This is a genomic window from Komagataeibacter xylinus NBRC 15237 (assembly GCF_001571345.1).
Taxonomy (GTDB): Bacteria; Pseudomonadota; Alphaproteobacteria; order Acetobacterales; family Acetobacteraceae; genus Komagataeibacter; species Komagataeibacter xylinus.
In genome coordinates this window covers 19,294-32,391 of sequence record NZ_BCTP01000018.1, presented here as the reverse complement: position 1 = coordinate 32,391, position 13,098 = coordinate 19,294, and the positions used below count along the sequence as shown (strand labels likewise).

The following is a 13,098-nucleotide window of genomic DNA, read 5'->3' as shown; positions in this document are numbered from 1 at the left end:
AGACATGAAAAATATAGCGAAAGGACTGCCTTCAGACCTTCAGCCCAGGACCGGCCGCCGACTTTCGCGCCAGCGTTGCAGCACGCCCACGGCGCGGGTGCGCAGGCGTTGACGCCACCGCTCCCGCCAGCCCGCATTGACCACCGTATCGGCGCGGTAGAAGGAAGGGCACAGCACGGCTGCATCCGCCACCTCGCCGCAATTGCCGCAGGCCACGCAACTCTGGTCGATGCTGGCCACCGGGTCTTCCTTCAGCGGATCGGCTGATGGCCTGACCGAAAGCGACGGGCAGCCGGAAAGGCGGATGCATTCATGATCTCCCGTGCAGATCTCCTCATCCACCCCGAAGCGCTGGTTGACCACACGCTGGCCCGCGCCGAGCGCCTTGCGCCGCAGGGGTTTCTCGCGCCGCTGCCGGTTGAGCATGCATTCCGATGAGGCGACAATCACCTTCGGCCCCGCCTTGCGGGTGGTCAGCGCCTCACGCAGCACGTCGCGCATGCGCGTGACATCATAGGTATGGTCCACCTCACGCACCCATTCCACGCCAACCCCTTCAATGGCGCGGGAGATGGGATGATGGGTCGAGCGCGTGGGGGGAGAGGAACGTGATGAGGGAATATCCTGCCCACCCGTGGCGGCAGAGTAATAATTGTCTACGATAACGATGACATCATCACTTTTGTTGAACACGGCATTGCCGATGCCGCTTGTCAGCCCGTTATGCCAGAACCCGCCATCGCCCATGACCGCAATCGTTCGCTTGCGGGGCTTGCCGCTGCCCAAGCCGTTGAAGGCCGAGGCCGAAGCAGGTGCCAGCCCATAGCCCATCGTGGTCGCGCCAAGATTGAACGGGGGCAGGATGGAAAAGAGGTGGCAGCCGATATCCGATGCGATGTGATGCGGCCCGAGTTCCCCCTCCACGAGTTTCATGGCAGCAAAAATGGGCCGCTCCGGGCAGCCGGTGCAAAACCCGGCGGGGCGCGCTGGCACGGTTCTGGCCAGGGCCGCTATCTTCGGCTCGTCCGTAATCGCCATCTCGTTGGGGGCCCGCGCGGCATTGTCGATCAGGTCGGGCGCCGCGCATGCGATCAGGCCACGCAACCCTTCGGTCAGGGTCTCGACCGTGTATTCCCCGCCTTTGGGCAGCATGTCCTTGCCATGCAGCATGCATCCGGGCACGTGCCTGTGCAGCAGCCTGCCAATCGCCTGTTCAATATAATCCGGCTGACCTTCCTCGATCACCAGCACGCTTTTCTTGTCACGGCAGAACTCCAGCACCTCATCATCGATTACCGGATAGGCGACATTCATGACATACAGGGGCAGGACGCTCTCCCCATAAAGGTCGGCCAGACCAAGGCGCATCAAGGCCCGCAGGGTATTATTGTACAGCCCCCCCAGCACGATCAGCCCGACATCGCCCTCCGTCGCCCCGAGGAATTCATTGAGTCCGGCGGCCTTGACATAGGCCACGGCGGCAGGCCAGCGCTGCTCAAGCTTTTCGTGCTCCTGCCGGTAGGCGGCGGGTGGCAGGACAATACGCGCGGGATCGCGCCGGGGCGCAAGGCTCGCCTCGTTCAGTGTCATGGCGGGACGGCGGTTTTCCCGGGCCACGAAACTGCCATGCATGTGGCAGCTCCTGATCCGGACCTGCAACATCACGGGCGTGTTCGATGCCTCGGAAAGCTGGAAGCCCTTTTCAACCATGTCCACGATACAGGGCAGTGAGGGGCGCGGATCAAGAAGCCACATCTGCGACTTCATGGCAAAGGCATGCGAACGCTCCTGCATGATGGAGGAACCTTCGCCATAATCCTCACCGATGATGATGAGCGCGCCGCCCTTGACACCACCAGATGACAGATTGGCAAGCGCATCGGAGGCGACATTGGTGCCCGCGGTTGATTTCCATGTCACCGCGCCGCGGATGGGGTACATGACCGAAGCCGCAAGCGTGGCCGCCGCGCTCGCCTCGCTTGCACTTGATTCGAAATGCACGTCGAGTTCGGCAAGCAGGTCCTGGGCATCGGCCAGTACATCCATCAGGTGCGAAATGGGCGCGCCCTGATACCCTGCCACATACCCCACGCCCGACTGCAACAGCGCCTTGGTAATGGCAAGGATACCCTCCCCGCGGAAGACTTCCCCCGCACCAATGCGCAGTTGCTTCACCTCATGCGCAAATGATCGCTCCGCCATGCATCGTGCTCCCGTTTTTCATCCGCCACATGACGGCTGTCAGCCTGTCGCGCGCCACCATGGGCGCATCTGCCGCGCAAATCGTTTCTTGTTCTTAATGATACATGAACCGGGCATGGCCAAGGCGACTGCCCTGCCCGCTTCCCCGTCTACTTCGCATGCAATTAACGACATGTTATCCGCCCGTCCGCAAGAGTAAAAACGGAAGAATATTTTTTCCGCTCCGCATCATGCGCCTAATTATTTATAAAAAAGGAAAAAATGATCCAACGTGGGCTACCTTGCGGCCATTCCATCATGAAATGATTCATATGGGATCGACATCACGTGATTATGGTTATAATTTATCCAGGCCAGATTGAAGGGATGAATATCTGCATGACCCGTTTCATCATGATCCGTGAAGAACAGTCCGGGCTGGCCGCGCGCTTTGCGCTGCTTGACCATGAGGCCCCGCGCCACGCGGACATGCTGTGGCAGATCGCCCGACAGGGAGACAGGCATAACGCCATTCATGCCATGTGGACCGGGCCGGAAATTTCCTGCCTTGTTGTAGGAGATGCCCTGCCCGGTGCAACGGCACGCGACCTGCCCCTGGAAAATGCCACCAGCTTCCCCGCAATGGGAGAGATCGCCACCGTCTTCGCCCCGAAAGGCACATGGAAAGGCATGCCCCCGGCCGATTTCTTTGATATCGGCATTTTTTATGGCGCGGGCAGCCGCATGCTCATGCCGATGGGCTGGATACAGGGATCGGTCTGCGCCCATGTCGTGCCCGAAGATCTGGCCGCCCTTCAGGCCGGATGCGCCACGATTCGCAAAAATGGCAGTTGCAGCCTTACATTTGAAGCAATGAGCCAGCCCTGATGCAGCCTTCAGCGCAAAGGCCCCTGTGGCAGGGCAGGCCCCTGCCCGACCTGCCCCCGGCAGCCGGCATGCATGAGGCCGAGACCGTGGTGGTCGGCGGCGGTATCGCCGGGCTTTCCACCGCGCTCCATCTGGCCCGCAGCGGGCAGGATGTCATCGTGCTCAATGCCGGGACAGCCATGGGGCTGGCCACCCGCGCAAGCGCCGGCATCATTGCAGGCCAGCCGGTGCGCAACACGCCCGACAGCCTGATCAAACGCCTTGGCCGCGAAGAAGGCCAGCGCCTGATCGGCGCCATTGCCGCCTCCGCCCGCGAAACGCGCGCGCTGATCCAGGATGAGGAACTGCGCTGTGACCTCATGCCCAATGGCTTCCTTGCGCCCTTTTTTGGCACCGGGCAGCGTGAACGCGCCGTGGTGGAAAGCTGGCGCCCGTGGCGGCAGGATGTTTCGCTGCTCGATAAAGCGCAAACCGCATTTCTTTCAGGGTGCAGCGGCTATGCGGGGGCCGTTCTCGATGCCAGCGGCGGCGCGCTTGACCCCGCCGCCTATGCCGATGAACTGGCGCGACGCATCATCAAGCATGGCGGCCGCATCCATAACGGCACACAGGTCACCGCCGTCACGCGCCAGGAGGGGCAAGGCGCGCTCCGGTGGCAGGTAAGTTTTGCCAGCGGCATGGCCCGGGCCCGGGCCCGCAATGTCATCCTGGCCGCGAATGGCGGCAACCCGATGCTGCACCGCGCCCTGCGCCATTCCGTGCTGCCGCTGCCCGTGCTGGAGGTCGCAACCGCCCCCCTCGCGGCACACCTGCAGCAGCACATCCTGCCACAGCGCCATGCCCTGACCGACCTTGCCACGGATGTTTTTTCCATAAGGTTTGATACGCATGGCCACCTGATTACCGCAGCCCCCGCCCCCGATCACCTTGACTGGTCACAGATCGAGCGCACGATCAATACGCGCCTGGAAAAGGCCATTCCGGGCTGGGAATACACGCCGCTGGCCTCTGCCTGGACCGGCACGGCCTGGCTGCGCAGCGACTGTATTGCGCGCATGCCCATCCTTGATGAAGGCCTGCTGGCCATCCAGGCCTGTAACGGACGGGGGCTCGCCATCAACACGCTTGCCGGGCATGACGCGGCGGCGTGGATCCTGAGCGGGGGGCGCGACCGGCCCCGCCTGCCCACCGGGCGGCCGCCCGCCATTCCCGGCTTTGCACTGGCGCGGCACATTCCCCGCCTCATAATGGGGGCCGCCCGGCTGACGGCCCGGCTGAAACAGATGACCGGGGCAAAAAGCGCCTGAGCGCGCCACTGTCCCTGCCTTCCCCTCCCCCGACCTGATGGAACCGATCATGAGCCGACTGGCCAGACGCATCACCGAATCCTCTCCCAAAAACTATGGCATGTTTGCCAAAGCCCTTGCATGCGGGGGCGATCGTGACCTGATCCATCTGGAACTGGGCCAGCCGGTGCATGACACCCCCACCCACATCAAGGAAGCCGTGGTGGCGGCACTACGGGCGGGGCATGTCCATTACAGTGACCTGCGCGGCAATGCCGAACTGCGCACGGCACTGGCCGACAAACTGCGCACGCAAAACAACATCCCGACCACGCCCGAGCAGATCCTGATCACGAACGGCCTCACGCAGGCTTCCTTCGCGGCGCTGTTCGCAACCATCAATCCGGGCGACGAAGTCATCCTGCTCGAGCCTTTCTACCCCCAGCATATCGGCAAGATCGAACTCGCGGGCGGCGTGGTGGTGCGCGCGCCGCTTGATCGCGCTGCGGGCTATGCCCTCAACCCAACGCTGATCGAACCCCACATTACGCCGCGCACCAGGGCGATCATTGTGGTCAATCCCTGCAACCCGACCGGGCGGGTCTACAGCCATGCGGAACTCTCCGCCCTTTCCATGCTGGCGATCCGCCATGACCTGCTGGTCATTTCCGATGAAGTCTACGAGCACATCATCTTTGATGATGCGCAGCATATCAGCATTGCCTCCCTTCCCGGCATGGCCGGGCGCACGATCACCCTGTCCGCCTTCACCAAGGCGTATGCAATGGATGGATGGCGCCTCGGTTATGCCTGCGCACCAGCGGACCTCATCGCGGGCATGATGACCGTCACGGCCAATGAAGTGACCCATGTGAACACTTTCATCCAGTATGGTGGCCTTGCGGCGGTAACGGGCGATGAGGGGCCACTGCGCTCCATGCTCGCGGAAGACAGGCGCCGCCGCGACAGGGTTGTCGCGGTGCTCAACCAGTGCCCCGGCGTAACATGCGCCCTGCCCCAGGGGGCCATATACGCGTTCCCCGACATTTCAGGCACCGGGCAGACCGCCCAGGCCCTTGCCGATGCCCTGCTTGAACGCGAAGGCGTGGTGGTTGAGGCAGGCAGCTTTTATGGCGCGGCCGGAGAAGGGCACCTGCGCATCTGCTTTGGGGCGGAAAGCGCGGAACGCCTTGAAGTCGCGCTCACGCGCATGCAGCATTTTTTCAACACCCTCCAGCCCTGATGCAATGCGTGGCGTCAGCGTGACGCCATGCCGTTTAACCGATATGCTCGACCGGGCTTCATGAACCGAACACAGGGCAAACCGTGAGCAAACATGTCATACTCGATCCCGCCGCGCATGATTTCAATCTGTTCAACTCGCCTTTTTACCTGATTGCGCATGCGGACTTTCAATATCACGAAGATGTCGAGGCTGTTCTTGTCAAGAACGGGGTCAGTAAAAACATCTATCGCCTGCTGACAGTACTGCGCGAGCGCGAAGAGGCCAGCATTTCATGGCTGGCGCAGCAGGCGTTGATAAAACGCAATACGGTCAGCCGCCTGGTTGAACGCATGGCCCAGATGCACCTTGTAACCACAACGCTTTTACACGAAGACAATCGCGTGACCGTTGTGGCCCTGACTCCCGCAGGCCGCGCCCTGCTGGACCGGCTTACTCCCGTGGTTTCGCGCCAGACCGCACGCGCCATGGCCGGGCTGGGCCAGGAACAGCTTCAGCAATTCGTCCTTACATTGCGGCAGATCATCGATAACCTGAACAAACTCGGCCTTGAATGACATGCCAGCCGCCCTCAGGCCGTTATGGCCAGAGGGCGCGGCCTGCCCTCCGCATCAAGCGCCACCATGACAAAGGTGGCATGGGCAGCCAGAACCTGCGGCGTCGCACCCAGATCACCAGCCCAGACCTCGAGGCGGAAATGCATCGAGGTGCGTCCTGTTTTCAGCAGGTCGGCGTAAATCCTGACATCCTGATGCGCATGGAGTGGATGGAGGAACAGCAGCTCCTTGACGGCAACCGTCGCGACATTGCCACCGGAACGCGTTGCGGCGGCAAGCCCCGCGGCCTGGTCAAGGCAGCCCATGAGCCAGCCGCCAAAGATCGTGCCCGCGCCATTGAGGTCTGCCGGCATGCTAAGGGTGCGCAATGCCAGCGTGCCCTGTGGTATGGCATCTGCGGGGGCGTCGTGCCTGGTCATCGGCGGCTCTTCGCCCGGGTTTTGGCGAGTTGCGCCTCACGGGTGGAGATCGCGACCTTTGCCTTGCTCAGCAGGCCATACAATTGCCGTAGCTCCTCTTCCGTCAGGTCCTGCAAAAAGGTCTGTATCCATTCCTGATGCGCAGGCAATGCCGCGGCACAGAGCTGCTCGCCCCGCGCGGTTATCTGGACAAGCGTGATACGACGGTCAGAAGGATGAGGCAGACGCTCGACAAGCTCTTCCTGCTCCATAAGGTCGATCAGCCCGGTCACATTTCCGGTCGTGACCATCAACCGCTTGGACAGGTCCCCCATGGACAGCATGCCGTTGCTGGCATCAAGCTGGGCCAGGACATCAAAGCGGGGCAGGGTCGTATCGAATTTCCGACGTAACAGCTTGCGGACACATCGTTCGATCAGATGGGTGCATGAAAGCATTCGGAGCCAGACACGCAGTTGCATCCTGCCCACCGGCCTTGTCGTGCCATCGGCATACTCAGCCCACGGGTCAGCAAGTGTTGATTGCTCCGACATTATTCATTCCATGCTTTGCATATGGTCTGCCACGGGGAAATACCTTAGGCCAAAACCATTACAGGATTGAACAACCTTATGGCAATACGAGCTGCGTAACGATATTTAATCAATAAATGAATATATCATCGGTTTATTTATATGAAACCGATGCTCAATCCTTCAGGGGCTGGAGGATCTGGCTCAGTATGGTCGTGGTGGCTGGCTCGCGGTGGAAATCGAGGCAGCTTTCAATCCCTTCCAGATGCCGCGCCATAAGGGCGGAGGCTTCGGCATAATCATGTGCCCCAAGCAACTCCAGCAGATCGTGATGATCGGAAGACAGGCAGCATGTCGTGTTCTGTCGCTCATACATGGTGATGATGAGCGACATGCGCAGGATCAGTTCGCCGGTAATGCTTTTCAGCACTTTGTTACCAAGTTCCTCGATCAGGGTCAGGTGAAACTGGCCGGAAAGATAGATCATGGCAATCGCGTCATGCGCCGCATGTGCCTGGGCTTCCTGCATCATGATCCGGCGCAGTCGCTCCGCCCCCTGCGCGGAAAGCTGGCGGTAGGGACGTGCGAGCAGGCTGACCTCGATCAGCCGGCGGCTGGCCAGCACGTCACGCGCTTCCTGCGGGGAGGGGCGGCTGACAAAGGCCCCGCGCCCCGGTTCCAGCGTGACGATGTGCGAGCGCGACAGCAGCAGCAGCACCCGGCGGATCTTGGCGCGGTTGGAGCGAAATATCTGGGCAAGCTCTTCCTCGGGCAGCTTGCTACCCGGTGCCAGCTTGCGTTCGAGGACCGCCTTGCACAAGGCATCAGCGATGCGCGCTTCTTCCTTGGCAGATGATCCCATGGCCGTGCTTCCCCTCCCCTTTTGCTGAAACGCATTTCTGTTGGGGCAGTCTGGCGTTTCCGTCAAGGGGCTTGATATTGTAAACAATAATGGTTGACGAAATACGTTCCCAAATCATACTGACTGACAGAGGCCACTGCCATGGCCCCCTTGAATCATGATTGGATGCCTGCCCGTGTCGCGCCTGCTGCTTATCAATCCCAATACCGATACCGACATGACGCAACGCATGGTGACCTATGCCGAAGCCCAGTTTGCCGGTGCTGTCGCGATTGAGGCGGTCACGGCCCGGTTCGGGGCGCGCTACCTGACCAACCGCGTTTCCGTAACCATTGCAGGCCATGCGGCGCTCGATGCGCTGGCCTGCGCGCGCGGCCCGTTTGACGCAGTACTCGTGGCCTGTTTTGGCGACCCGGGGCGCGAGGCGCTGGCCAGCCTTTGCCCGGTGCCGGTCACCGGCATGGCGCAGGCTTCCCTCATACGGGCGGCACGGCTGCCGGGGCGCTTCTCCATCGTGACCGGCGGCCCGGAATGGAAGCCCATGCTCGTCAATCTGGTGCAGGCCATGGGGCTGAGCGCGCGGCTGGCATCCATCCGCATCCTGCCCGCGGCGGGCAATGTGCTGGCGCAGGGCGGGGCTGCCGCCTGCCGCGAAATTACGCGTGCGTGCAATGACGCGGTGCAGGAGGATGGTGCTGCCCGCGTGGTGCTCGGCGGTGCGGGGCTGGCAGGCTTTGCCGCGCGGATTGCGCCAGACGTAACCGCCCCGGTCCTGTGTTCCCTGCACGAAAGCCTGCACGAAGTCCTTAACCTGCTGCGGCAGCCCGTGCTGCCGCAACACCCGTGGCAGAGCATGGAAACGGTGGGCCTGTCCGCCGAACTGCGCCGTTATCTGGCCTCTGGCGCGGCCGTACGTGCCTGCCAGGATTGAAATCCATTTTTGTAAACAATATGCGTTGACACATATTTTAAACCGATATTATCCTATAACCGTAATGAGAGATGTTTCTCTCAAGTATCATTCCATGTCGTGATCCTGGCCTGCCGGGCGGGATAAAGAATAAGGACACCGGCAATGTACCTTGACGGAAAAAGCCCGACCGGATCGTATCCCCCCAGGCAAGCCGTGCCGCTGCTCCGTTTTTCTGTTCAGGCACCGGGTCACCGGTTTTTTCTGGTGCTGACAACCGCGCTGGTGCTCGGTGCGCCGCGCGGGGCGGCCCTGGCCCGCACGGTCCCGGCCCACGACGCGCATGCGCACGACGCCCATCGCGCCACCGTGCAGCCACAGGGTGTAAAGGCCACGGGCGGGGCCGAGCAGATCCGGGTGGGGGCCAGTGTTGTCCATTCAGCCGATGGCGTGACCGGGCGCGCCCCCGGTGGCGGCCTGATCCAGAAACAGACCGCGCCCAAGGCCCGCAGCACCGTCACCCCCGACTACATCATGAAGCAGTCACCCGCGCAGAACGCCTATAACGCCGTCAAGCTGCTGCCGGGCATCGTGGTTGCCAATACCGACCCTGCCGGCCACGAAAAATCCGCCCTGAGCATGCGTGGCCTGACGCAGGACCAGATTGCCAATGTATGGGAAGGCATGCCGCTGAGCAGTATCGGTGGCTACAACCTTGACGTGGCATGGGTGACCGATAGCGAGAATATCGGCAGCGTTTCCGTGCAGCCCGGCTCATCCAACCTCGATACGCCCGCCATCAACGGCTCGGGCGGCATGTTCGAGTTCAAGACCCGCGATCCCTCAAAGAAATTCGGCGGGCTGGGCGATGTGGGCGTGGGCAACCGCGACTATACCCGCCAGTTCCTGCGCGTGGATACGGGCGAATGGGGCAAGACGGGCATCCGCTCCTACATCTCGTTCTCCAACCAGCATGACACGTTCTATCACGGCCCCGGCCAGGAAGACTTCAAGCATATCGACTTCAAGATCCTCAAGGAATGGGGCGATGGCAACCGCGTGTCGCTGGTCGGTGGCTTTACACGCGGCATTATCGGCAACGAGCCCTACTGGGACATGACCATGGCCAGCTGGAAGCAGAAGGGGCTGAAGAACGAACTCGCCGGTTCCTACAACCTCAATGATGCCGCTGGCGGCACCGATTACTGGAAGCTGAACTGGCTTCATTCCAAGACCTTCAACATCGCCGCCCCATCGCACTTCAACTTCGGGCGGCTCGGGCTGGATGTTACGCCTTATGTCGCGGCCAACCAGAAGGTTTATGGCTCCGGCTTTGAACTCAACGACCAGGTGTACAATGGCTATGGCGGCAGCCCGCAATCCATTGTCATTCCCGGCCAGCAGGCGGGCCAATCCTCTGCCGTAGCCGAGCAGTACAGCAGCCTCAATGAAATGCGTGGCGGCGTGAACGCCAAGCTGAGCTACAAGGTCGGCAATCACCATATCTATCTGGGCTACTGGTTCGATTATGACAATTCGACCAATCTCGTCGGCTATACCGGAGTAAGCAGCGGGGGCGACCCGGCAACATCATGGGGGCGGGCGCGCAACTCGCTGCGACTGGGCAACGGGCAGGTTTTCTATTCCCAGAACTACAGCGACATTTCCACCGTCAATGGCATCTATGCAGGCGATACGGTCACGTTGCTCAACGGGCGGCTGGTGCTTGATGGCGGCATGCGCGTGACCATGATCCACCGTGACGGCACCGACAACATTCCCGGCCTGCAGCGCAAGGTCAGCGCCAACGAGTTCATGCCGCTACCCACGCTTGGCGGGCATTTTCAGCTCAACAAATACGTGCAGATATTCGGCGGGGTCTCGACCGGCGCCAAGGCACCGCCTGACAGCGCCATGATCACCACCATCAACCCCAATACCGGGCAGATCGCCAATCAGGGCCAGACCCACATCCATGATGAATATAATATTACCGAAGAAGTCGGTATGCGCTACACCGGCAAATACATCATCGGCTCCTTTACCTACTTCCATTACAACCTGTCGCATCATCAGGTTTCCACCTCCATGTTCCTCGGCAACGAGGCCATCGGGCAGGTGATTGACGCGGGCAACCAGACGACCAACGGGTTTGACGCGGAAATCGGCACGCGCCCCATCCATCATTTCCGCCCCTACGCATCCATGCAATACCTGCACTCAACCATCGACAACAATATCCAGGGGCTGGCCACCAAGGGCAAGATGGCCGTTGATACGCCCACATGGGCGGCTTCGCTTGGCCTGGACTGGGATAACGGCATCTTCTTCTGGAATTATGGTCTGAACTACTTCTCCAAACAGTATTCAACCTTCATGAACCAGGAAGCACTGCCGTCGCTGTACACCATGAATGCAACAGTGGGCGCGCGCCTGCCGCGCAACAGTCTGGTGGGTCGCGGGCTGAGCTTTCTCAAAAGCCCGGAAGTCATGCTGTGGGTCAACAACATGATCGATACCCATGCCTATTCCGCCATCAACAGCGTCAGCCTGACCAATACCACCATCGGCAAGATCCAGGGCACGGCGCCCACCTACAATACACTGGGGCGTTTCTCCGCCGTGGTCACCTTCCGGGCCGGTTTCTGAGCGGGCATCATGCAATGGAATACGTAAGCGGGCTTGACCTTCACACGCCCCCGACACCCGGGCATAGTGGCCTGCGGGAGAGCGGTGTATGAACATGCAGGCACGACCGGAAGCGGTTCCATCTTCTCCAGCCACGCAGCCCGGCACGCAGGATGACAGGTTGCGCAATAGCGACCTGCTCCCTGCGGCAAAGCAGGACTGGAACTGGTACGACTACCTGTCTTTCTGGATGTCGGATGTGCATAGCGTTGGCGGCTATGTCACGGCTGGCAACCTCTTTACACTCGGCCTGCCTTCGGGGCTGGTTTTTGCCGCCCTGCTGGCGGGCGTACTGATTGTAAATGCCCTGTGCAACCTTGTAGCGGTGCCCAGCCAGCGCACGGGCACGCCGTTTCCGGTTATATGCCGCATGTCCTTTGGCGTGCTCGGCGCCAATATTCCCGCGCTGATCCGCGGCGTGATCGCCGTATGCTGGTACGGCATACAGACATGGCTGGCATCAAACGCGCTGGTGGTGCTGACCCTGCGCCTTGCTCCCGGCCTGGCACCCTGGGCCGAGGTCAGGCTGCACGGCATGCTGGGGCTTTCCGTTGTGGGGTGGGGCGCATTTGCCCTGTTATGGCTGGTGCAGGCCGCCATTTTCTGGCGGGGTATCGAAACAATCCGCCGGTTTATCGAACTTGCAGGCCCTGCCGTATACGCCATCATGATCGCGCTGGACCTGTATCTGCTCCACCATGTGGGGTGGCATCATTTTTCCTTGCGGATTACCGGGGCTGGCGCCCCGTTGCATGGGCGCGCACTGGTATGGGCCAGCGTGAATGCCGTAGCACTTGTCGTGTCCTATTTTTCCGGCCCCATGCTCAATTTTGGTGATTTTGCCCGCTACGGGCGCAGTGCGGCGGATATCCGGCGCGGCAATTTCTGGGGGCTGCCGTTCAATTTCATCGGGTTTTCGGCCCTGACAATCTGCACCATTGCCCTGACCGCACCCGCTTTTGGCCATGTCATGATCGATCCGGTGGAAACGGTCGCGCATATCGACAGCCTGACAGCGGTCATATTCGGTATGCTGACATTCATCATTGCGACGGCGGGCATCAATATCGTGGCCAATTTCGTCTCGGCCTCGTTTGATTTTTCCAACCTTTCGCCCCGGCATATCAGCCTGCGCGGGGGCGGCATGATTGCGGCGGCTGGCTCCATCGTCATCATGCCATGGAAACTGTATGGCAACCCACAGGTCATGCATCTGACACTGGATGTGCTGGCAACGTTCATCGGCCCGTTATTTGGCATTCTTGTCTGTGACTACTATATCGTGCGCCGCAGCAAGGTTGATGTCGCGGCACTCTATACCACCAGCGTGCAGGGCCGTTACTGGTACCGCAACGGGGTCAACCCGGCGGCTGTACTCGCCCTGCTCGTTGCGGTGGCGGCGGGGAGCGCGAGCGTGTTCGTGCCTGCGTTCTCGGCCCTGTCTGAATTTGCGTGGTTTATCGGGTGCCTGACGGGAGGGGCGTGTTACCTTGCCCTGATGAAATCAGGGCGTGCCAGCACCGCGCCGCCCTGACAGGAGCGCAGCCTGCAC

11 protein-coding genes are annotated in these 13,098 nt (G+C 61.1%); 7 read left to right on the top strand and 4 right to left on the bottom strand.

Annotated features, from left to right (window positions below):
* Positions 1-39: 39 nt before the first annotated feature.
* Entirely contained in the window at positions 40-2,202 is a 2,163-nt protein-coding gene (locus GXY01S_RS09025; RefSeq protein ID WP_061274302.1) for an indolepyruvate ferredoxin oxidoreductase subunit alpha, read from the bottom strand.
* A 378-nt stretch (positions 2,203-2,580) separates the two neighbouring features.
* Here GXY01S_RS09025 and GXY01S_RS09020 point away from each other — a divergent pair, with 378 nt between their 5' ends.
* The 4 genes from GXY01S_RS09020 (at position 2,581) to GXY01S_RS09005 (ending at position 6,155) form a co-directional block, all read left to right on the top strand.
* Positions 2,581-3,069, top strand: a complete 489-nt coding sequence (locus GXY01S_RS09020) for a DUF3830 family protein (RefSeq protein WP_169797736.1) — start codon at positions 2,581-2,583, stop codon at positions 3,067-3,069.
* A complete protein-coding gene (locus tag GXY01S_RS09015; RefSeq protein ID WP_061274299.1) occupies positions 3,069-4,376 on the top strand; it encodes an NAD(P)/FAD-dependent oxidoreductase in 1,308 nt (435 codons plus the stop codon). Before GXY01S_RS09020 ends, GXY01S_RS09015 begins: the two co-directional genes overlap by 1 nt.
* 49 nt (positions 4,377-4,425) lie before the next feature.
* A complete protein-coding gene (locus GXY01S_RS09010) occupies positions 4,426-5,598 on the top strand; it encodes a pyridoxal phosphate-dependent aminotransferase (RefSeq protein ID WP_061274297.1) in 1,173 nt (390 codons plus the stop codon).
* A gap of 83 nt (positions 5,599-5,681) precedes the next feature.
* Positions 5,682-6,155, top strand: a complete 474-nt coding sequence (locus tag GXY01S_RS09005; RefSeq protein WP_061274295.1) for a MarR family winged helix-turn-helix transcriptional regulator — start codon at positions 5,682-5,684, stop codon at positions 6,153-6,155.
* Positions 6,156-6,169: 14 nt separating this feature from the next.
* Here the strand turns inward: GXY01S_RS09005 and GXY01S_RS09000 are convergent, their stop codons facing one another.
* The 3 genes from GXY01S_RS09000 to GXY01S_RS08990 form a co-directional block, all read right to left on the bottom strand.
* Positions 6,170-6,574 carry an acyl-CoA thioesterase gene (locus GXY01S_RS09000; RefSeq protein ID WP_061274293.1) on the bottom strand — a complete coding sequence of 135 codons (405 nt, stop codon included), beginning with the start codon at positions 6,572-6,574 and terminating at the stop codon, positions 6,170-6,172.
* Positions 6,571-7,107, bottom strand: a complete 537-nt coding sequence (locus GXY01S_RS08995) for a MarR family winged helix-turn-helix transcriptional regulator (RefSeq protein WP_061274291.1) — start codon at positions 7,105-7,107, stop codon at positions 6,571-6,573. The genes GXY01S_RS09000 and GXY01S_RS08995 overlap by 4 nt, the downstream gene beginning before the upstream one ends.
* Before the next feature lie 154 nt (positions 7,108-7,261).
* Positions 7,262-7,948 carry a GntR family transcriptional regulator gene (locus GXY01S_RS08990; RefSeq protein ID WP_061274289.1) on the bottom strand — a complete coding sequence of 229 codons (687 nt, stop codon included), beginning with the start codon at positions 7,946-7,948 and terminating at the stop codon, positions 7,262-7,264.
* 157 nt (positions 7,949-8,105) lie between these two features.
* Here GXY01S_RS08990 and GXY01S_RS08985 point away from each other — a divergent pair, with 157 nt between their 5' ends.
* From GXY01S_RS08985 to GXY01S_RS08975, 3 genes are all read left to right on the top strand, one after another.
* The gene (locus GXY01S_RS08985; protein WP_061274287.1) at positions 8,106-8,879 is read left to right on the top strand and encodes an aspartate/glutamate racemase family protein; all 774 of its coding nucleotides are present in this window, start codon (positions 8,106-8,108) and stop codon (positions 8,877-8,879) included.
* A 246-nt stretch (positions 8,880-9,125) separates the two neighbouring features.
* Entirely contained in the window at positions 9,126-11,507 is a 2,382-nt protein-coding gene (locus GXY01S_RS08980) for a TonB-dependent receptor (RefSeq protein ID WP_255210400.1), read from the top strand.
* A gap of 88 nt (positions 11,508-11,595) precedes the next feature.
* The gene (locus GXY01S_RS08975) at positions 11,596-13,080 is read left to right on the top strand and encodes an NCS1 family nucleobase:cation symporter-1 (protein ID WP_061274283.1); all 1,485 of its coding nucleotides are present in this window, start codon (positions 11,596-11,598) and stop codon (positions 13,078-13,080) included.
* Positions 13,081-13,098: the final 18 nt, after the last annotated feature.